We start from the raw sequence: 20,474 nt of genomic DNA, 5'->3' as shown, positions 1-20,474 counted from the left end.
GGAAGGCGATGCCATCGATGACGCTGATGATGTCGGCGATCTTGCGCGAGCTGTCGTTGATGCCCTTCATGGTGTCCACCACTTGGCTGACCACCTGGCCACCTTGCACCGCTACGGTGGAGGCGCTTTGAGCCAGCTGGTTGGCCTGGCGGGCGTTGTCGGCGTTCTGGCGCACGGTGGAGCTGAGTTCCTCCATCGACGCGGCGGTTTCCTCCAGCGCGCTGGCCTGGCTTTCGGTGCGGCTCGACAAATCCTGGTTGCCTTCGGCGATTTCGCTGCTGGCGGTGGACACACTTTCCGAGCCCTGACGGATGCGGTTGACGATTTGGCCGAACTGGCCGCGCATGTTCTCCAGCGCCCGCAGCAACTGGGCCACCTCGTCCTGCCCGTGTGCCGTCATGGGCACCGACATGTCCCCCTGGCTCATGCGGGTCGCACTTTCCACGGCCTGGTGCACCGGCCCGGTCACGCTGCGGCTGATCACCAAACCCAGACCCACACCCACCACCACGCCCACCACAATCAAGAGCAGGGTGATGTTGCGGCTGTTTTCATACAAGGCCGTGTTCGCGTCCGACACCTCTTTGGCATCGTCTTCCAGCATCTTGCCCAGTTCGGTCATGGCGCCACCCAGCGCAATGCTGGGTTGCACCACGTTGTTGCGCAGGTACTGGAGCACCGGTGTGTCGGGCTGCATCTCGGACTGCGGCAGCAGCTTGAGCATGCCGCTGAGCGCCTCTTGGTCTGCCTTCCAGGCCGCCTCCACCTTGGCCAGCGCGGCCAACTCGGTTGGCTCGTTTAAGGTGGTTTTGGCTTGTGCCAAAAGCTCCAGGCTTTTGGCACGGGCGGCCTCCATGCGTTTCACGGCCCCATCGCGGTCACCCGGGTTGGTGGCAATCAGCGCATCGCGCAAGCCCACCACGCCGGCATAGCGCTGGATGTTGGCCTCTTTCACCAGTGATATGCCGAGCGTTTCTTTCTCATACAGCCGTGTGTCGGCGTCGTTGAGCGCGTTCATGTTGCCGATGGCGTACAGGCCGAGCGCTGCGCCAATCAGCGCCACGATGATGAAACCCGCCACCAGTTTGGTGGCAATGCGGAACTGAGACAAATTCATGGTCGTCGTGGGATGCGGATGGAGCTCACATGTTTTCACAAAGATGCGTGTCCGACCACTGAAATTTGAAAAAAGTTTTCAAAACGCGTCAAGCTGAAACCCACCCGGCCACTGGGTTGGTGTCCCGGCACAACAGTTCAGGGTTTGTCCCCACCCACCGTGCTCAAGCTTGTGGAAAACCTCATGAACAAGTCGGCGGGGCCGCGCCGTTTCTGGCTTGGCGGACGGTGCTCAAAAAATGGGCAGAACGCGCGATAGGCTCCCTGGCTGGGTTGCATGGCGGCGACGTGTCACGTTCAAACAGTGCCTCGCCCGCCCGCAGCCGTGCCCCAGGCGCCAGTCCCGTGACCAGATCGAAGCCGGAGGGCACAAAAACGATGATGGTCGAGCCGTGTTCGAACCAGCCCATTTCCTGCCCTTTGGCGTGTGGCGCGCTGCAGGTCATCACGCTGGGGCCAGGCCAGCGCAGGTGCAACAACACGTCCAGGCAATGCAGGCGGATGCTGGCCACCAGGATGGCGGCAACTGGCACCAGCACCAGAGGGGCGCCACCGAAGGCACTTAAGCGTGTTTCGATGACGGCGCGCTCGTTTTTGCAGAACAGTTTTTGCACCCGCTTGAGGGCAATGGGGTTGACGTTCCAGGTGTCGCCGCTGAGGTAGGTCACGCGGTCCACCACCAGGTCGTGGGGCGCGTGGAAGCGGTGGTACATGGCCGAGGTAAGGCGCAACGTCACGTAGCGGCCACCTTGCATGGTGTGTGCCAGCGCCTCGCTTTGCAGCAGCTCGCGCACCGGGTAGGGGAAGCCCTTGGCCTGCAAGATGTCGGTGCCGTCCACCACGCCACAGGCGCCCACGATGGCATCGCTGGGCGAGCAGATCACGTCGCGCCGCTGATCAAAGGCGCGGGCGCCTGGCTTGAGCTCGCGCGTGAAGCACGCGTGCAGGCTGTCAAACCGCTGCTGGCGCGCGTCGCTCAGGTCCAGCGGGGTGAACAGACGCCAGACGGCGATGGACAGGCGCGTGAGCCTGGGGCTTTGAATGCGGCTGAACCAGCCCATGAAACGTGTCAGCGCGATGCGCGGCACCCGGTTGGTGAGCAGGAAGTTGAGGTCTTCCTGCAGCAGGATTTTTTCGCGCCAGGTGGGTTTGTTCATGGTTCTGTCAAAGCCGTTGCCTACAACTGTCACACCTTCACTTTGCAGGCATGTGTCAGATGACCACCGAATGGGTTTTGTCCGCCGCCGCCCTGGCCGCCGCGCTGCCTTTTGTGCACCAGCGGGTGCAACTTTCGCGCGCCAAACACCGCTCGCTGGCCGGGCATGCGCGCCTGGCCAAGCGGCTCGCGCGCTGGGTGCCCGGCTACAGCTTTGCCGAGGCGCGTTTTTTCGACGCCGACGGTGCGCCGGCCCGCGTGGCGGCGCAGCGCCGCGCGGGGTTTTTCCGGCTCAGCGCCACCTTGCAGGCGATGGCGCCGCTTGGCCTGGCGCTCACCGCCCAAGCACGCGAAGGCTTGCCCGACCTGCAGTTCACCGGCCGCTACCGCGTGCCTTTTCAGTTCAGCGATCTGGTGCGGCAGCACCTCCCCTTGCCCGCCTTCTGGGCTCAGGCGTCCGGTGTGGGCTTGAGCGACCTCGACGGCAACCGTTTCCACGACCTCACCGGCGCCTACGGCGTGAACCTGTTGGGCGTGGATTTTTACAAGGCCACCATGGCCGAAGGCGCGGCTTTGGGCGCCGCACTGGGGCCGGTGCTGGGTGGCTACCACCCCTGTGTGGCCGACAACGTGGCGCGGCTCAAGGCGCTTTCTGGCATGGACGCGGTGAGCTTTCACATGTCGGGCACCGAAGCGGTGATGCAGGCCGTGCGCCTGGCCCGCTACCACACAGGCCGCAAGCGCCTGGTGCGGTTTTGTGGCGCGTACCACGGCTGGTGGGACGACGTTCAGCCCGGCCCCGGCAACCCCATGCCCCCCGGCCACACCTTCACCTTGAAGGACATGGACGAACGCAGCCTGCAGGTGCTGCGCAGCCGGCGCGACATCGCCTGTGTGCTGGTCAACCCGCTGCAAGCCTTGCACCCCAACCACAACGCGCCCGGCGACGCCTCGCTGGTGGGCGGACGCACCAGCTTGCCGGCCACACGCGAGGCCTACGCGCAGTGGTTGCAGCGCCTGCGCGCCGTCTGCACCGAACGTGGCATTGCGCTCATCTTCGACGAGGTGTTCGTGGGTTTTCGGTTGGCCCGAGGCGGTGCCCAGGCTTATTACGGCGTGCAAGCCGATTTCGTCACCTACGGCAAGACGCTGGGCGGCGGCCTGCCTGTGGGCGTGGTGTGTGGGCGGGCGGCGTGGATGCAGCGTTTCCGCCCCGAGCGTCCGGCCGACATCTGCTTCGCACGTGGCACCTTCAACGCCCACCCCTACGTGATGGGCGCCATGAACGCGTTTCTGCGCCGGCTCGACAGCGACGAAGTGCGTGCCTTGTACGACGGCCTGGATGAACGTTGGCAGCGCCGCCTCGACCAGTTCAACCATGGCCTGCAGCTGGCCGATGTGCCCGTGCGCGTGGCCGGTTTGTCCAGCATCTGGACGGTGAACTTCACCGCGCCTTCGCGCTACCACTGGATGCTGCAGTTCTACCTGCGCGAACAAGGCCTGGCACTGAGCTGGGTGGGCACCGGGCGCCTGGTGTTCACCCTGGCGCACACCGACGGCGACATGGCCGACATCCAGCGCCGGTTTGTGCTGGCCTGCCAGCAAATGAGAGCGGATGGCTGGTGGAGCGTGCCCGAGGGCAAGACGGGCAGGGACATTGGCCGCCAGATCCTGAGGGAGATGTGGCGGGCACGCTGATCAGCTTTGGTGGGGGCCCGGGTCCATCAGCTCCCCGCGCAGCAGGTGTATCGGCGCGCGGTGGTAGAGCTTGATGTCGTGAAACGGATCGGTGAGGATTTTGGTGGCCCACACCAGGCCGGTCATGAGGTCTTGCTGTGCCCACAGCTGCACCACGCGGAACAACAACCCGCCCACGCCCACCCACAGCCACATCCAGCCCACGTTGCGCGCCAGCGCTTGCCACGTCTGGTGCGGCTCCAGCAGCCCCAACAGGCCGGGTTGCCACACCAGCAGCAGCGGCGATGCCGCCCAGATGGCCATCAGCACCCTCTTGCGCTGCAGGTTGTAGCCCACCTTGATGGCCTCCTTGTGTTCGTGGGTGGCCTGGTTGATGTGGTCGTAGCCCTTGGGTTCGAAAAAGAAATGCCCGGCCTGGCGGCTGACCATGGACACCAACCAAGCCACCAGCGCGGCCAGCGCCGGGTCTTTGAAGAGGAGCGCGTAGGCCACCAGGAAGCCCGTGGCGCTGAGCAGGTGCAGGCTTTGGTTGATGCGGCTGTGGTGGTAGTAGCGGTGGTCGTCCCAACGCTGTGCCTCAAGGGTCTGGATGAAGGTGTTCATGCGTTTCCTGTGCAGAGATGTGGGCCAAGGTTGCCCTGCGGCGCATGTTGGCTGCGCCGCGTGAAAACGCGGTGACAGGGCGCAGGCTTTCATGGTGCTGCCACCGATGCGTCACCTGCCATCAGGCTGTCATGCGGCCCGGCCAGCATGCTGGGCATGGACCCCAGCACCCACGCCCTCCTGCTCGAACAACTGCCCTTGCCGCGCCCTTCGCTTCGGGTGGCGGTGGTGACCGAAACCTACCCACCCGAAGTCAACGGTGTGGCCCTGACGGTGCAGCAGCTGGTCTTGCGCCTGCAGGCCCGCAACCACGCCATCCAGCTGGTGCGCCCCCGCCAGCCGGCCGGTGACGGTGCCACTGGCAACGGGGCCTCGGACGAGTTGCTGGGGCGGGGCTTGCCCATCCCACGTTATCCCCAGTTGCGCCTGGGCCTGCCCATGAAGCGCGTGCTGCTGTCGCACTGGAGCCAGCGCCGGCCCGACCTCGTGCATGTCGCCACCGAAGGCCCGCTGGGCTGGTCGGCGCTGCAGGCCGCGCGCAAACTGCGCCTGCCGGTGAGCACCGATTTCCGCACCAACTTCCACGCCTACAGCCGGCACTACGGCGTGGGCTGGTTGCGCCAGCCCATCGCCGCCTACCTGCGCAAATTTCACAACCTGGCCCACTGCACCATGGTGCCCACGCCCGAGTTGCAGCGGGAGCTGGGCGCCATGGGATTTGAGCGCCTGCTGGTGGTGGCGCGTGGGGTGGACACCGAGCGCTTCAGCCCGGCCCGGCGCAGCGCCGCTTTGCGCGCGCAGTGGGGGGTTGCACCCGATCAGCCGGTGGTGCTGTCGGTGGGGCGGCTCGCGCCTGAAAAAAACCTCGATCTGCTGGTCAGCAGCTGGCGGGCCATGCGCCAGGTGTGTCCCGTGCTCAAGCTCGTGGTGGTGGGCGATGGCCCCGAACGGGCGGCCTTGCAGCAGGCCTGCCCCGACGCACTGTTGGTGGGGGCGCTGCACGGCGACAGCTTGGCCCAGCACTACGCCAGCGCCGACCTGTTTGTGTTCACCAGCCTTACGGAAACCTACGGCAATGTGACACCGGAGGCGCTGGCCAGCGGTCTGGCGCTGCTGGCTTTTGACTACGCGGCCGCCGCCGAGCTGGTGCGCCACGGCGACAACGGCTTGCTGGCGCCTTTTGGCGATGCCGCTGCTTTTGTGCGCCGTGCCGCCGATCTCGCGGCCAACCCGATGTTGGCGCAGCACCTGCGCGAGCGCGCCCGCAGCACCACGCTGGCGCAGGACTGGTCCCAGATCGTCGGCCAGGTTGAGGCCGTCTGGGAGCAGCTGTTGAGGCAGCGCGGCGGTGAGCCCGCGCAGTTCAACCCGGGTGGGCAGCGCGGCGGTGGGCCTCAGCCTGGGGCCTGACAAGCGCCCGGCTGGCGGCCTGGTTGCGCCTGCCGATGCCCTGGTACACAAAACCCAGCGCCTGCAGCTGTGCCGGGTCGTACAGGTTGCGGCCGTCAAAGATGATGGGCGCGCGCATGCGCTGTGCCATCGCCGCGAAGTCGGGGTGGTGGAAACACTTCCACTCGGTCAGCACCAGCAGCGCGTCCACCGCCAGCAAGGCGTCCAGCGGTTCATCGACAAACCGCAGTGGATCGATCTCGGCCACCGGTCGGCCGAGGTCCTGCGACAGCGCACGCCGGGCTTCACTGGTGGCCACCGGGTCGTGCACCTGCAGTTCGGCGCCGCGCGCCAGCAACTCAGCGATGACGGTGCGGCTGGGGGCTTCGCGCATGTCGTTGGTGTTGGGCTTGAAGGCCAGGCCCCAGATACCGAAGCGCAGACCCCGCAGATCACCGCCAAATCGCCTGCACACCTGCTGCACCAGCACCTGTTTCTGCGCGGCGTTGACGGCCTCGGTGGCCTCCACCAGCCGCATGCGCAACCCATGGCCGGCCGCGCTGTGCGCCAGTGCGCGTGTGTCCTTGGGGAAACAGCTGCCGCCGTAGCCCGTGCCCGCGTACAAAAAACTGGGGCCAATGCGGCTGTCGGCCCCCACACCACGGCGTACCGCGTCGATGTCGGCGCCCACGGCGTCGGCCAACAGGGCGACCTCGTTCATGAAGGAGATGCGCATGGCCAGCATGGCGTTGGATGCGTACTTGGTCAGCTCGGCGCTGGCCACATCCATCCACACGGTGCGTTCGTGGTGGCGGTTGAACGGCGCGTACAGACGGGCCAGCAGCGTGCGAGCGCGGTCGCCTGTGGCCCCATCGGGCAGGCCAATGACAATGCGGTCCGGGTGCATGAAGTCGCGGATGGCCGCGCCTTCCTTCAGGAACTCGGGGTTGGAGACCACGGCCACTTCGTGCACGCACGTGCCGCGTGTTTGCTGGGCCTCATGCAGCACCCGCTCCACCTGCCGGGCCGTTCCCACCGGCACGGTCGATTTGTTCACCACCACCTTGAAGCCATTGAGGTGTTGGCCAATTTGCTGGGCCACGGCCAGCACGTGTTGCAGGTCGGCCGAGCCGTCTTCCTGTGGCGGCGTGCCCACGGCAATAAAAACCAGCTCCGCGTGTGTCACCGCAGGGGCCATGGCGGTGCCAAAACGCAGCCGGCCCGCGTGCTGGTTGCGCTGCACCCAGTCGTCCAGACCGGGTTCGTAGATGGGCACGCCGCCGGCCTGCAGCAGGGCCACACGGCCGTGGTCCTTGTCGATGCACATGACGTCGTTGCCCAGTTCGGCCAGACAGGCTGCCGTCACCAGTCCCACATACCCCGCACCCACCACCGCAATTTTCATGGCTTGTTCTCCGCTTGTTCAGGCCCATGCTGCGAGGCGGTGGTGAAGCGGCTGTGGCGATGCGGTGACAGTGGCGTGAAAACACGCCCTGTGTGTCCACGCGCGCCCAGGTGGGATCAGCGCATCAGGGCCGGGCCTGTTGCAGCAGGTCGCGCACGTCGCGGTAGTCCGCATCGTTTGCCGCCACAAACGCGCCGCTGCCGAGTTGCTGGAACATCGGGGCCAGTTCGGCCTGGTGGCCAAGAAACGCCTCACGGATCTGGGCCTGCAGCGGGGCACACAGGCGTTTGCGCACCACAAACGGATCGGTGGGCACGGGTGGCGAGCGCCAGAGTTCGACCACGTCGCCGGCTTTCAGGCGGCCTTGCTGCAGCGCTTCGTTGAGCCGTGTGCTGGACACAAACGCCGCGTCCACCAGGCCACGGCGCAAGGCCTGCAGCGCGCGGTCGTGTGAGCCGGCGTAGCTCACCCGGGCGAAGTGTTGTTCCAGCGTGCGTCCGGTGAGCTGGCGCATGCCGGCGCGGGGGAGCAGGGCGCCCGACGTGCTGGCGGGGTCGGTGAGGCTCACCCGCTTGCCCTGCAATTGAGCCACGCTGTCCAGGCCGGCGTCCCGGTTGGTCAGGAGCAACGCGTGGTAGCGGCCGGGTTGGTCGGGTGGGGTGCCATCGCGGGCCGCCAGCGCGGCAAACACCTGCACGTCTTCGGCCCGTGCCATCAGCATGGCGTAGGAGGCGGGACCCAGCTCGGCCACATCGACGGTGCCGGCCAACAAACCTTCGATGACCGCGGCGTAGGAACTGGGCAGGCTCAGCTCGACGCGCCGCTGGGTGCTGCGCTCCAGTACCCGCAACAGCGGCGCGAGCTGCGAGCGCTGTTGTTGCGCCTGGGACTTGGGGATGAGTGCCATGCGCAGCGGGTGGGGGTCATCGCAGGCTGGCTGTGCATGTCCGAACAGGGGCCAGAGCCAGGCTGCCAGAGCCAGGGTCCAGGCCACGGGCAGGTGGAATCGGTGTCGGTTCATGGTGGTCTGAGGTGGGTGTGTTGCGTCAACTTCGCCGCGTCCTCGGCGGCGACCGGCCGGCTCAGGAAGTAGCCCTGCACTTCGTCGCAGGCGGCGGTTTTGAGGTAGACCAGTTGGTCCATCAGTTCCACCCCTTCGGCCACCACACGCATGCTCAGGTTGTGCGCCAGGGTGATGATGGAGGTGACGATGACCCCCACGTCGCTGTTGCTGCGCAGGTCGTTGACGAAGGAGCGGTCGATCTTGAGTTTGTGGATGGGCAATTGGCGGATCTGGCCCAGGCTGGAAAAGCCGCTGCCGAAGTCGTCCAGCGCGATGTGAACACCCATGCGTTCGAGTTCGCTCAGCGCCTTCACCGCCACCTCCACCGGCTCCACCAGGCAGCTTTCGGTGATCTCGATTTCGATGTCGGTGGCAGACAGCCCGTGTTGTCGCAGCAGCGCGCCCAGGCGGCTGGGCAACGAAGGGTCGCGCAGTTGTTGGGGCGACACGTTGAAGGCCAGCGGCACCGGGGCCAAGCCGGCGGCCCGCCAGGCGGCCTGCTGCGCACAACAGGCTTGCATGACCCAGTCGCCCAGCGCGCCGATCAGGCTGGCCTGTTCGGCGATGGGGATGAAGTCGCCTGGAAACACCAGACCGAATTCGGGGTGTTGCCAGCGGACCAAGGCCTCCATGCCGACGATGCGCATGTCGCTGAGCTGGACTTTGGGCTGGAAGTGCAGCACCAGCTCGCCGTCCTGGATGGCGCGTGGCAATTGGCGCTCCAGCGCATAGCGTTTGGGGCCCGCCGGGTTGAGTGCCGCGTCGTAGAAGGTGTAGCGGCCCCGCCCGGCCCGTTTGGACTGGTACATGGCGGTGTCTGCACTGCGGCACAACACGGTGATGTCGTGGCCATCGCGCGGAAAGAAGGCGATGCCCACGCTGGGCGTGACGTGCAGGTCGTGGCCCGCCAGATCGATGTAGGGCTGGCTGAGTTCGGTCACCAGTTTGGCCGCGATCAGGCCCACATCGGCCGCCTGATCGACACCGGTGACCAGCAGGGCGAACTCGTCGCCACCCATGCGGCCCAGGATGTCGCCGCTGCGCACGTGGGTGCGCAGCCGCTGGCCCACCGCTTGCAACAGCAGGTCGCCCACGTGGTGACCCAGGCTGTCGTTGATGAGTTTGAAGCGGTCCAGGTCGAGGTAGAGCAGGGCGTAGTGTTTGGGGCTGCGCCGTGCGGCCGCCAGGTGGCTGCCGGCCAGTTGGTTGAACATGCGGCGGTTGTTCAGCCCGGTGAGGTGGTCGAGCGAGGCCAGCGCCAGCGCACGCGATTTTTCGTCCTCCAGTTGCAGGATGAGGCTTTGTTTCTCCTGGTCAGAGCGGCGCAGCGCATCGATCAGCGCCTGCTGGCGGCGCAGGCTGCGCAGCAGCAGCGATGCGGCGGCAAGCAACACCGCCGAGAGCAGCCCCAGGGTGGCCCACACCCGCAGGTTGAAGCGTTCATGCCCCGCCAGGATTTCGTCGGCGCTGCGACCGACTGCCACCCAGAAGGGCGTGCGTTCCGCGCGCCGGAACGCCAGCAGTTGCACATCGCCACGGCCGTCGATGTCGATGGTGCGGTGGCCCTCGGTGGCAAGGGTGCCGTCCAGCCCTTGGATACGTTGGGGCTGGACGGGGAGCGACAGGCCTTCGGCGCGCACCTCGGCAAGCAGCGTGTGATCGGGCGCCAGCAATTTGATGGAGCCGGTGTGGCCGAGCTCCACGTCACGGTACAACTGCAGCAGGTAGCCCAGGTCCATGTGCAACAACAGGTAGCCCCGCACTTGGGCGTGGCGGTCCATCACGGCATACAGCAGCGGCAACGACCAGCTCTCGGTTGCGCCGGGCGGCGCAGCGACGATTTCCAGCGACGGTTCGGCGGCCGCCTTCAGTCGCAAGGCGGCTTCACGCACCGCGGCTTCCAGCCGCGCGTCCACTGGCGTGGGTGCGGACTGGAACTGCAACGCCAGCGCGGGGTTGTACAGCGCAGCGCGCAGAAACACCTGGTCGGTGGCCAACTGCAGGTTCACACGCGCAACGGTGGTACTGCGTCGGCCTTCGAACCAGTCGTCGGCGGACAGCGCGAGCAGGCGGCCCCGGTCCACCACCTGCGTGAGGTTTTCCGACAGGATGATGGCCACACTGCGCTGTTGTGCCAGCGCGTTCGACTCGATCAGGCGCTGTTCGGACGCGGTGCGCTGCCAGGTGGCGGCCCAGATGACGATCAAGGCGGCGCTGGCCAGGGTCAGGCTGACCCAGGTCAGCGAGATCCGGCGGGCCAGCGCCGGCAGCGATGTGGTGGGCTGGATGGGGGTGGGCAGGCGGGTGGGCGTGGGGCCAACGCCTTGAACCAATGCGGACACCGGACTCAGTACACCGCAGGCACGATGATGTCGGCAGGCACCGGGTGACGCAGGTAGTCGGGGTTGCGCACGCGGGCCGGCAGTTGCACCTCGGGGCGCTGGATCTCCGCGTACTCGAACTGCGACAGCAGGTGGTGGATGCAGTTCAGCCGGGCCTTCTTCTTGTCGTCGGCCGGCACCACCCACCACGGCGCTTCGGGGATGTGGGTGCGCTCCAGCATGGTTTCCTTGGCGCGCGTGTAGTCCTCCCAGCGGCGGCGGCTTTCCAAGTCCATGGGGCTGAGTTTCCACTGCTTGAGCGGGTCGTGGATGCGGCCCAGAAAGCGCAGGTGCTGCTCTTCGTCGGTGATGGAGAACCAGTACTTCAGCACCTTGATGCCCGAGCGCACCAGCATGCGCTCGAACTCGGGCACCGAGCGGAAAAACTCCTCGTACTCGTCGTCGCTGCAAAAACCCATCACCCGTTCGACGCCGGCGCGGTTGTACCAGCTGCGGTCGAACAGCACCATCTCGCCCGCCGCAGGCAGGTGGGTGGCGTAGCGCTGGAAGTACCACTGGGTGCGCTCGCGGTCGTTGGGGGCGGGCAGGGCCACCACGCGGCACACACGCGGGTTCAGGCGCTGGGTGATGCGTTTGATGACGCCACCCTTGCCGGCCGCGTCGCGGCCCTCGAACAGGATGACCACCTTTTGTTTGCTGGCCGCCACCCAGTCTTGCAGTTTCACCAGCTCGGCCTGCAGGCGGAACAGTTCGCGGAAATACGCGATGCGTTGCGATTTGTCGGCCTCGGTGTCGCCCGCGCCCAGCGCGTGGGTGGCCATGTCCGGGTGGCGGTCCTCGATTTCGAGTTCCAGTTCTTCGTCGTAGCTGTCCATCAGGTCGCGTTCGATGCGGCGCACCAGGTCTTCGTGGTCGGTCATGGTTCAGGGGCTCGTGTGATCGGGCGGTCAGTCCCGGCCCAGGGCCAGGGGCGGGTTGTGGGTGCGGAAAGTGGCCACCAGTCCCATCAGGCGCTGCGCCTGTTGGCGCAGGCTGTCGGCGGCGGCGGCACTTTGTTCGGCCAGGGCCGCGTTGGATTGGGTGTTCTGGTCGATCAGGCCCACGGTCTGGGCAATCTGTTGCACGGTGCTGTTCTGCTGCTGGCTGGCGTTGTGCAGCACGTCGATGAGGCTGCGCACTTCATCGACCTCGGCCACCAGGCCGCCCACACGCTCGCCGGCCTCGCGCACTTGCGAGGCACCGGCGCTCACCTGGCTCAGGCTGTCGCCGATCAGGGCCTTGATTTCGCGCGCGGCTTGGGCGCTGCGCTGTGCCAGGCTGCGCACCTCGCCGGCCACCACCGCAAAACCCCGACCCTGCTCGCCGGCCCGCGCGGCTTCTACGGCGGCATTGAGCGCCAGGATGTTGGTCTGGAAGGCGATGCCGTCGATGACGCCGATGATGTCGCCGATGCGGCGCGAGCTGTCGTGTATGCCCGCCATGGTGGCCACCACCTGGGCCACGGCGGCGCCACCCGCGCTGGCGGTCTGGCTGGCCGAGCGCGCCAGCGTGCTGGCCTGTTGGGCGGTGTGCCGGCCGTGGTCGGCCATGCGGGTGAGTTCTTCCATGGCCGCGCTGGTTTCTTCCAAGCTGGCGGCCTGTTGTTCGGTGCGACCAGACAGGTCGCCCGTGCCCGAAGTCACGTCGTCGGCACCGTGGGCCACCCCCTGGCTGCCCAGGCGCACCTGTTCGACCACATGGCTGAGCTGTTGGCACATGCCGCGCAGGCCGTGCAGCAGCTCGGCACACTCGTCGCGTCCCTGGGGGGCCAGCGGAGGTCGCAGGTCACCTTGGGCAATGGCCGCCGCCGCAGCCACCGCCTGCCGCAGCGGCCCGGTGACAGAGCGCGTGATGGCCCAGGCCAGCCAGGCGCCGAGCAGCAAGGCCAGCAATGTGCCGCCCCACATCAGCCAGCGCGTGTAGTGGGCCACCTGCTGCACCCGGGCGAACTCGGCCTGGGCCAGCGCCACCTCGGCGTCGGTGAGCGCGGCCATGGCCTGTGCCACCCGGGGGGCCAGGGGGGCGATGTGGTCGCTGTACTGCGCCACGGTGTCGTCGTAGCGGCCTTCGGAAGCGGCCTGTGCTGCGGGCGCCAGGCCCTGATCCAGGTAGGCGGTGAGCAGGGGCTCGAAGTCCACGGCCAAGTCCAGGATGGCCTGGGGGGGTGCCTGGTTGGCTTTGCGGTAGGCGGCCCATGCGCTGCGCGCCTGCACCACCTGGCGGCGCAGTTCGGCACTGCGGCGTTCGATGTTGGCGGTGCCGGGGTCGATCAGCATCTCCATCACGGAGCTGCGGCTCTGTCCGAGCAGGGCATCGACCCGGGCCAGCTCGACCAGTGGCAAGGTGCGTTGGGTGTACAACACCTCACCGCTGGTGGCCAGGCGCTGGGTGCCTATCAGGGCGCTGCCCGCCAGGGCGGCCAGCAAGAGGAGGAGGGCGCCAAAAGCGAGCGCGAGGCGCGTGCCTATGCGCAGCGAGAGCAACCAATGCATGGGGGAAACGTGTTGATGCGACGCTGCAGAGAATGCGGCAGCGGCGTTTCAATTTCGTGACAACCCGGCGTCTTGCAGGGGGTTGCACGGCACGCGAATGCCTCTGCTGCGGCACGGGCGCCCCAGACGTGCCAAGGGCCACCCGAAGGTGGCCCTTGTATCGATCACACAGGCTCAGTGGGGTGTCACTTCAGGTCGTCCACCAGCACCTGGGTGATGCGCTGGGCGTTGGCCGATTTGTCGGGCTGGCCTTGCGCGTCCAGCACGGACACGGTGGTTTTGTCGCCGACGCTGCGCACCAGGATGCGGTAGCGCACCGGGGTGGCGTCGGCGGGCTTGCCTGCGCCGAACAGGCGGCCCAGGAAGCTGGGTTCTTTCGACGTGTTGGGGTCGGGTGCCACATAGCGCACAAAGTACAGGCCTTGGGCGCGGTCGCGGTCTTCCACGGTGAAGCCCGTGCGGTCGAGCGACAGGCCCACGCGCCGCCAGGCGCGGTCGAAGTTGTCGTCGAACTCCAGCGCCGGCGCGCCGTTGAGCGAGGTGGCACGGGCGGCGCTCGGCACGGTCGTGCTGGCGGCCTGAGCCTTGGCCTGTTCTTGTGGCACGCCCAGCTTGACCATCAGCCGGCGCAGGAATTCGGTTTCCAGTTCCGGGTCGGCCGGGCGCGGCTGCCACACGGTCTGGTCTTTGCGGTCGTTCGCGTACACCTCGATCATGCCGCGGTGGCTGATGTAGATCTCGGTGCCACCATCGGCGGTGCGCTCGAGCCGGGTGCGGAAACGGTCGCGCTCGCCGGTGGAGTAGAGCGAGTCAAACACCTTGCCCAAGGTGCTGCGGATCACGTCTTGTGGCAGTTTGGCGCGGTTCTCTGCCCAGTCGGTTTCCATGATGCCCAGGGCCTGCTGGTCTTGGGTCAGCAAAAAGCCGTTCTCCTGCCAGAAGTCCACCACCGGTTGCCACAGCTGGTCGGCAGGCCGTTTGATGACCAGCCAACGCTGAGAGCCCGAACGCTCGATGCGAACGTCACCCAACGAGGCGGCTGCCACCGCAGTGCCGGCCGCAGCTGCCGCCGTGGTCTGCGTGGTCTGGAAGCCGCTGGCGGTGACGCTGGTGCCAGGCACCACATAACGCGACTCGCGGTTGATCTGGGTCAGGTCGGGCGGCACTTCCAGGGTGCTGGCACGTTTGGCGCTTTTGTAGTCGATCTTGTCGGTCTCCAGCACGCTGCAGCCGGTGGCCAGCGATGCGGCCAGTGCCAGCACACCCAGGCGGGTGCTGTGGTGAGGACGGAAGGATGAGGCGGTGCGTCGTGCAGGCATGGTGTACCCAAAAAAGACTGGAAACAAAAAGGGGGCGCCGGGCAACGCTCAGGCCAGCAGGCCGGCGTCGCGCAGGGCCTGCTCGACCACCGGTTGCGCGCTGGCAGACAGTGGCGTCATGGGCAGGCGCATGGTGCCGCCACACAGCCCCATACGCTCCACGGCCCACTTGACCGGGATGGGGTTGGCTTCGACGAAGAGGTGCTTGTGCACCGGCAGCAGCTGCAGCTGGATCTGCATGGCGCGGGCGCGGTCGCCCGCGATGGCGGCCACACACAGCTCGTGCATCAGACGCGGCGCCACGTTGGCGGTCACGCTCACGTTGCCCTGGCCACCACACAACATCAGCGCCACGGCGGTGGCGTCGTCGCCGGAGTAGACGGCGAAGTCCGCCGGCGTTTCCTTGATCAGCCACTGCGCCCGCTCGATGTTGCCGGTGGCTTCCTTGATGCCGACGATGCCGGGCACCTGGGCCAGGCGCAACACGGTGTCGTGGAACATGTCGGCCACGCTGCGGCCGGGCACGTTGTAGAGCACCATGGGCAGGTCGCCCACGGCTTCGGCTATTGATCGGAAGTGCTGGTACTGGCCTTCCTGTGTGGGCCGGTTGTAGTACGGCACCACTTGCAGTTGGCAGTCGGCACCGACCTTTTTGGCGAAGCGGGCCAGTTCGATGGCCTCGGCGGTGGAGTTGGCACCGCAGCCGGCCATGATGGGCACGCGGCCTTTGGCCTGCTCCACCGACACGCGGATGATTTCGCAGTGCTCGTCCACATTGACCGTGGGCGATTCGCCGGTGGTGCCCACGACGCCGATGCAATCGGTGCCTTCGGCGATGTGCCAGTCGATCAGCTTGCGCAGGGCGGGGTAGTCGACGCTGCCGTCCGGGTGAAAGGGGGTAACGAGGGCAACGATGCTGCCAGTGATGGGGGTCATAGCTCGAATCCGTGTCAGTGAGCCGCGCCGGTGGCGCAATCGCCACATTCTACCCAGAGCCCGGGGGCTCACTGGGGCGGCATCTGTCCCTTGCTGGGCAGGCGGTAGCGGGCGGGCGGGTCGGCTGCCGGCATGGCCTCGCGGACCGCGCAGATGCGCTGCACGTAGCGTGCTGGCGCCTCACAGAAGCCGTCTTCAAAACCCACCACACGCAGGCCGTGGCAGTGTTGCAGCAGCTCGCCGGGTTGCAGCAGAAAGTCGGGCCGTGAGGGCTTGCCCACGCTGGCATTGCCATGGGCAAAGGTCTCAACCAGCAGCACGCCACCGGGGGCCAGGCTGTCCAGCAAGGTGGGCCACAGCGGGCGCCACAGGTAGTTGGTCACCACCACGGCGTCAAAACGCTCGGCGTTCAGCGGCCAGGGGCCGTTTTCGATGTCCGCGCACAGCACGCGCGCCACACGCGCCAGACCGGCGAGCGCTTCGGGGTTGCGGTCCACGGCGGTGAGTCGGTGGCCCTGGTTCGCCAGCCAGCGCGTGTGGCGGCCGGCGCCACACGCCACGTCCAGCACGCGTGCGCTGGGCGGCAGCAGGTGGGCCCAGCGGGTGATCCATTCAGAGGGCGCTTCTGCGCCATGGGGCAGCGTGGCCATCATCAGAAACAGGCCCAGACCTGATCGGCCAGTTTCAACAGAAAGTCGGGCCGGGTGTAGAGCGCGAACACCGCCAGCAGCGCGGCGGCGGCCAGTGCGGCCAGCGTCAGACGGCGTGGTGTGCTCATGCGGCGGCTCCGCTGGGGGCGCGCTGGATGGGTGTTTCACGCACCGGCAGGTTGACCAGGCCAGCAAACACGCCCAGCGCGATGGCGATCAGCCACACGATGTCGTAGCTGCCCGTGCGGTCGTACAGCAGGCCGCCCAGCCACACGCCCATGAAGCTGCCGATCTGGTGGCTGAAGAACACAAAACCGCTGAGCATGGACAGGTGGGCCACACCGAAGATTTGCGCCAGCACCGCGTTGGTGGGTGGCACGGTGGACAACCACAGCAGACCAATGACCGCCGAGAACACGTAAACGCTGGCCGGTGTCAGCGGCGCCAGCAGGAACACGGTGATGGCCACCGAACGCGCGAAATAGATGAAGGACAGGATCTTGGGGCGCGACAGGCGCTGGCCGAGCACGCCCACCGCGTAGGTGCCCACCACGTTGAACAGCCCGATGATGGCCAGCGCATAACTCGCCACCTGGGGCGACAGGCCGTGGTCCTTCAAGTAGCTGGGCATGTGCACGCCAATGAACACCACCTGGAAACCGCACACAAAGTAGCCCGCCATCAGCAACTGGAAGCTGCGGTAGCGGAAGGCCTCGCGCAGTGCGTGGGCAATGCTCTGTTCCCGTTTGGCCGGTGCGCCACCCGCAAAGCCCGGTTCTCTCAGGCCCAGGGCCAACGGCGCGATCAGCAACACCGCCACGCCCAGCGCCAGCAACGCGTCTTGCCAGCCCAGCCTGTCGATCAGCAGCCCCTCCACCGGCACCATCAGAAACTGTCCGAACGAGCCCGCGGCCGCTGCCATGCCCATGGCCCACGAGCGTTTGTCGGCCGGAATCTGGCGGCCGATCACGCCATACACCACCGCGTAGGTGGTGCCGGCCTGCGCCATGCCAATCAGCACACCGGCGGTCAGCGCAAAACCCAGGGAGGTGGTGGTCAGGGCCATGCCGGCCAGACCGGCGGCGTACAGCAGCGCACCGCCCATGAGCACGCGCGCGCCGCCAAAACGGTCGGCCAACATGCCGGCAAAGATGCCGAACACGCCCCAGGCCAGGTTCTGCACCGCAATGGCCAGCGCAAAACTTTCGCGTGTCCAGTCGTGGGCCTGGGTGATGGGCTGCAGCCACAGGCCAAAACCGTGGCGTATGCCCATGGACAAGGTGACGATGGCACCGCCACAGATCAGCACCTGTGCGATGGAAAGGCGGGCAGGGGATTGCATCGGGCAAATGTAGCAAACGCCGCGCGGATGGATTTGACAATTGTTGCGAAGGCGACCATTGCGTCAGGTTGTTCGTGGAATGTGTGAAATTGTTTTTGCTTTCACGCGGTGGCTCGCGTAAAGTGTCAAAAAAAGTTAGTTCGTCACCAAGGCGATGTCAGGGAGTAGGTCATGTCTGTTCACGGTTTAGGCGCATCTGCTGCGCCAGCGGTTTCCGCACAAGCCCGTGTGGCGCTTGTCGCGCCGCACCTCACCCCCTTTATTCCTGCCTCAGTTGCCAGCACGCGCCCACCACGGGCTGCGCGGCCTGCTGCTGCCAGGTGATGCCGTTTTGTCAGCGCCGGGGGCTCGCCGCAGCCCCGGGTGTATGTGTTCGTGCGGTCGGTTGAACATTCAAGGGAGAAAACAATGAAGTTGCATCAGTCATCAAGGGTTTCGGCGCGTGCCGCGTGCACACACCACCAGGGCCAGCATCGGGCCGCATCGGCACCAACGCCGTCCAACAAACAACAGCAGTGAGGCCGATATGCAAACCAAAACCCCCCTCTCCGTTGCCGCCCGTTTGACCATCGCCTTTGGCTTGGTGATCGCGCTGCTGTGTGGCTCCGCCGTGTTGGCCATCTTGCGCATGGCGCAGATCAACCACGCGTCCACCGAAGTCACCACCAACTGGTTGCCCAGTTCCATCGTGACCTCGGCGCTCAACACCCACACCTCCGATTTCAGGATCGCCGAATTCCAGCATGTGTTGTCCACCGATGACAGCGACATGCAGGCCGCCGAAGCGGACATGAAGGCACTGCTGGTCACCATCGAGCGCAAGTCGAAGGAATACGACCAGCTGATTTCGTCTGACGCAGAGCGTGCCATCTGGCAGCGCTTCGAGACGGCTTGGAGCAACTACCTCGCGGTCAACCGCCGTCTGATTGAGCTGTCCCGAACCAACAGAAACGACCAGGCACGGACGCTGTTGCGTGGCGAGTCGCAAAAAATGTTCGACGAAGGTTCGAACCGCCTGCTGGAACTGGTGGACCTCAACACCAAAGGCGGGCAGGACGCCAGCGCCTACGCCGATCAGGTGTATGCCTCGTCACGCATCGCCTTGATCGTGGCGTCGGCCATTGCGGTGGTGCTGGCGGTGGTGGCGGCGGCTTTGTTCAGCCGCTGGTTGTCGCGCCAACTCGGCGGCGAGCCGCACTACGCCGTGGCCGTGGCCAGCCAGATCGCCGACGGCAAACTGGCCATGGACGTGCTGACCCGTGCGGGCGACAACCAGAGCATTCTGGCGGCCATGGCCCGCATGCGGGAGCAACTGGCGGGCGTGGTGGGGCAGGTGCGCCAAAACGCCGAATCGGTGGCCTCGGCTTCGGCCCAGATCGCCACCGGCAACCAGGACTTGTCGGGCCGCACCGAAGAGCAGGCCAGCGCGCTGGAAGAAACAGCCGCGTCCATGGAAGAACTGAGCACCACCGTCAAGCAGAACGCCGACAACGCATCCCAAGCCAACCAACTGGCGGTGAGCGCCAGCAGTGTGGCCGTCAAGGGTGGTGCCGAGGTGCAGGAGGTGGTGGCCACCATGCGCAGCATCAACGAGGCGTCGCGCCGCATCGCCGACATCATTGGCGTCATCGATGGCATCGCCTTCCAGACCAACATCCTGGCGCTCAATGCGGCGGTGGAAGCCGCACGCGCTGGTGAACAGGGCCGGGGTTTTGCGGTGGTGGCCAGCGAGGTGCGCAACCTGGCGCAGCGCAGCGCCAACGCCGCCAAGGAAATCAAGGAACTGATCAGCGCCAGCACCCAGCGGGTGGACCAGGGCACCACCCTGGTGGACCAGGCCGGTCACACCATCCAGGAAGTGGTCGATGCCATCCGCCGTGTGACCGACATCATGGGCGAAATCACCGCCGCCAGCGCCGAACAAAGCGCCGGTGTGTCGCAGATCGGTGAAGCCGTCACCCAGATGGACCAGGCCACCCAACAAAACGCGGCCTTGGTGGAAGAAAGCGCGGCGGCGGCCGATGGCTTGCGCCAGCAGGCTGCCCAGTTGTTGCAGGTGGTGTCGGTGTTCCAACTGCCCGCCGGGGGCGTGGCGCGTGTGGCGCCTGTGGCGCAAGCAGCACCCCGTGCGGCACCGGTTGCACCCGTGGTGCGGGCGCCGGTGTCCAAACCCGTTGCGCAGCGCAAAGTGGCCGCCCGCTCGGCCGAACCCAAGCTGCCCGCCATGGCTTTGGCCACCGCAGGCGCGGCGGGTGGGGGCGATGGCGACTGGACGTCCTTTTAACCAGTCGTTCGAGCGTTCAACCGCATTGTTCATTTGAGAGTGTCACGGGCGCACAGATGACCCGCCCGTGCTTTGCCCCCAGTGATGGGGGCGTTTTTTACAACGAAGAATCAGGGAGGCCATGCACGCCATGCCAAACGACAAGAACGTCCCCGACGCCCACGCGGGCGAATACCTCAGCTTCCGACTCGGCCAAGAGGAATACGGCATCCCCATCCTGACGGTGCAAGAAATCCGGGGCTACACCGAGCCCACCCGCATCGCCAACGCACCTGAGTTCATGAGAGGTGTGGTCAACCTGCGTGGTGTGATCGTGCCCATCGTGGACCTGCGCATCAAGTTCGGCCAGACACCCGAATACAACGACATCACCGCCACCATCGTGCTCAACATCGGCAAACGGGTGATCGGCATCGTGGTCGATTCGGTGTCGGATGTGGTGGCCTTGACCCGAGAGCAGATCAAACCGCCGCCCCAGTTGTCCAGCGGCATGGACGCGGCCTACGTCACCGGCATCGCCACCGAAGCCCAGGGCGACCAAGCGCGCATGCTGATCCTGGTGGACATCGAGCGGCTCATGTCCAGCGAAGACATTGGGTTGCTGGACGCTGTTCAAGAAACCGTTGCCGCCTGATTGTTT

At 66.4% G+C, this 20,474-nt stretch carries 17 protein-coding genes; 4 read left to right on the top strand and 13 right to left on the bottom strand.

The window, feature by feature from the left end; translation table 11 throughout:
* Both ACFQU0_RS17065 and asd read right to left on the bottom strand, forming a co-directional pair.
* On the bottom strand, window positions 1–1,117 hold a 1,117-nt coding region (locus tag ACFQU0_RS17065), incomplete at its 3' end, for a methyl-accepting chemotaxis protein (protein ID WP_382202878.1).
* A gap of 181 nt (window positions 1,118–1,298) precedes the next feature.
* Window positions 1,299–2,273 (bottom strand): archaetidylserine decarboxylase, encoded by a 975-nt coding sequence (gene asd / locus ACFQU0_RS17060; RefSeq protein ID WP_382202877.1) that lies wholly within the window; start codon window positions 2,271–2,273, stop codon window positions 1,299–1,301.
* A gap of 59 nt (window positions 2,274–2,332) precedes the next feature.
* Here asd and ACFQU0_RS17055 point away from each other — a divergent pair, with 59 nt between their 5' ends.
* Complete coding sequence (locus ACFQU0_RS17055) at window positions 2,333–3,970, top strand: aminotransferase class III-fold pyridoxal phosphate-dependent enzyme (RefSeq protein ID WP_382202875.1); 1,638 nt, start codon at window positions 2,333–2,335, stop codon at window positions 3,968–3,970.
* Here the strand turns inward: ACFQU0_RS17055 and ACFQU0_RS17050 are convergent, their stop codons facing one another.
* On the bottom strand, window positions 3,971–4,573 hold the full coding sequence (locus tag ACFQU0_RS17050; RefSeq protein ID WP_382202874.1) for a hypothetical protein: 603 nt from the start codon (window positions 4,571–4,573) through the stop codon (window positions 3,971–3,973).
* A 156-nt stretch (window positions 4,574–4,729) separates the two neighbouring features.
* Between ACFQU0_RS17050 and ACFQU0_RS17045 the strand changes: the two genes are divergently transcribed.
* Window positions 4,730–5,983 (top strand): glycosyltransferase family 4 protein, encoded by a 1,254-nt coding sequence (locus ACFQU0_RS17045; RefSeq protein WP_382202872.1) that lies wholly within the window; start codon window positions 4,730–4,732, stop codon window positions 5,981–5,983.
* Here the strand turns inward: ACFQU0_RS17045 and ACFQU0_RS17040 are convergent.
* From ACFQU0_RS17040 to ACFQU0_RS16995, 10 genes are all read right to left on the bottom strand, one after another.
* Window positions 5,937–7,367 carry a UDP-glucose dehydrogenase family protein gene (locus ACFQU0_RS17040; protein ID WP_382202870.1) on the bottom strand — a complete coding sequence of 477 codons (1,431 nt, stop codon included), beginning with the start codon at window positions 7,365–7,367 and terminating at the stop codon, window positions 5,937–5,939. The two genes, ACFQU0_RS17045 and ACFQU0_RS17040, sit on opposite strands and share 47 nt — an antisense overlap.
* A 124-nt stretch (window positions 7,368–7,491) precedes the next feature.
* Window positions 7,492–8,388 (bottom strand): phosphate/phosphite/phosphonate ABC transporter substrate-binding protein, encoded by an 897-nt coding sequence (locus tag ACFQU0_RS17035; protein WP_382202868.1) that lies wholly within the window; start codon window positions 8,386–8,388, stop codon window positions 7,492–7,494.
* A complete protein-coding gene (locus ACFQU0_RS17030; RefSeq protein ID WP_382202867.1) occupies window positions 8,385–10,772 on the bottom strand; it encodes a putative bifunctional diguanylate cyclase/phosphodiesterase in 2,388 nt (795 codons plus the stop codon). Before ACFQU0_RS17030 ends, ACFQU0_RS17035 begins: the two co-directional genes overlap by 4 nt.
* A 5-nt stretch (window positions 10,773–10,777) precedes the next feature.
* Window positions 10,778–11,692 (bottom strand): polyphosphate kinase 2, encoded by a 915-nt coding sequence (ppk2, locus tag ACFQU0_RS17025; protein ID WP_382202865.1) that lies wholly within the window; start codon window positions 11,690–11,692, stop codon window positions 10,778–10,780.
* 27 nt (window positions 11,693–11,719) lie between these two features.
* A complete protein-coding gene (locus tag ACFQU0_RS17020; RefSeq protein WP_382202863.1) occupies window positions 11,720–13,303 on the bottom strand; it encodes a methyl-accepting chemotaxis protein in 1,584 nt (527 codons plus the stop codon).
* Window positions 13,304–13,488: 185 nt separating this feature from the next.
* Complete coding sequence (gene bamC / locus ACFQU0_RS17015; RefSeq protein WP_382202861.1) at window positions 13,489–14,622, bottom strand: outer membrane protein assembly factor BamC; 1,134 nt, start codon at window positions 14,620–14,622, stop codon at window positions 13,489–13,491.
* 48 nt (window positions 14,623–14,670) lie between these two features.
* Window positions 14,671–15,558 (bottom strand): 4-hydroxy-tetrahydrodipicolinate synthase, encoded by an 888-nt coding sequence (gene dapA / locus ACFQU0_RS17010; RefSeq protein ID WP_382202860.1) that lies wholly within the window; start codon window positions 15,556–15,558, stop codon window positions 14,671–14,673.
* A 68-nt stretch (window positions 15,559–15,626) separates the two neighbouring features.
* The gene (locus ACFQU0_RS17005) at window positions 15,627–16,211 is read right to left on the bottom strand and encodes a class I SAM-dependent methyltransferase (RefSeq protein ID WP_382202858.1); all 585 of its coding nucleotides are present in this window, start codon (window positions 16,209–16,211) and stop codon (window positions 15,627–15,629) included.
* Window positions 16,211–16,336, bottom strand: a complete 126-nt coding sequence (locus tag ACFQU0_RS17000) for a hypothetical protein (RefSeq protein WP_382202856.1) — start codon at window positions 16,334–16,336, stop codon at window positions 16,211–16,213. Before ACFQU0_RS17000 ends, ACFQU0_RS17005 begins: the two co-directional genes overlap by 1 nt.
* Window positions 16,333–17,550 carry an MFS transporter gene (locus tag ACFQU0_RS16995; protein WP_382202854.1) on the bottom strand — a complete coding sequence of 406 codons (1,218 nt, stop codon included), beginning with the start codon at window positions 17,548–17,550 and terminating at the stop codon, window positions 16,333–16,335. Before ACFQU0_RS16995 ends, ACFQU0_RS17000 begins: the two co-directional genes overlap by 4 nt.
* 526 nt (window positions 17,551–18,076) lie before the next feature.
* On the opposite strand from ACFQU0_RS16995, the gene ACFQU0_RS16990 reads away from it, so the two are divergent.
* Both ACFQU0_RS16990 and ACFQU0_RS16985 read left to right on the top strand, forming a co-directional pair.
* Complete coding sequence (locus tag ACFQU0_RS16990) at window positions 18,077–19,834, top strand: methyl-accepting chemotaxis protein (RefSeq protein WP_382202852.1); 1,758 nt, start codon at window positions 18,077–18,079, stop codon at window positions 19,832–19,834.
* Between the two features lie 121 nt (window positions 19,835–19,955).
* On the top strand, window positions 19,956–20,468 hold the full coding sequence (locus tag ACFQU0_RS16985; protein WP_382202850.1) for a chemotaxis protein CheW: 513 nt from the start codon (window positions 19,956–19,958) through the stop codon (window positions 20,466–20,468).
* Window positions 20,469–20,474: the final 6 nt, after the last annotated feature.

This window comes from Hydrogenophaga defluvii (assembly GCF_042665235.1).
GTDB classification, from domain to species: domain Bacteria; phylum Pseudomonadota; class Gammaproteobacteria; order Burkholderiales; family Burkholderiaceae_C; genus Hydrogenophaga; species Hydrogenophaga defluvii_A.
Note: the sequence above shows the minus strand (reverse complement) of the source record. Positions and strands in the feature narration are given on the sequence as shown.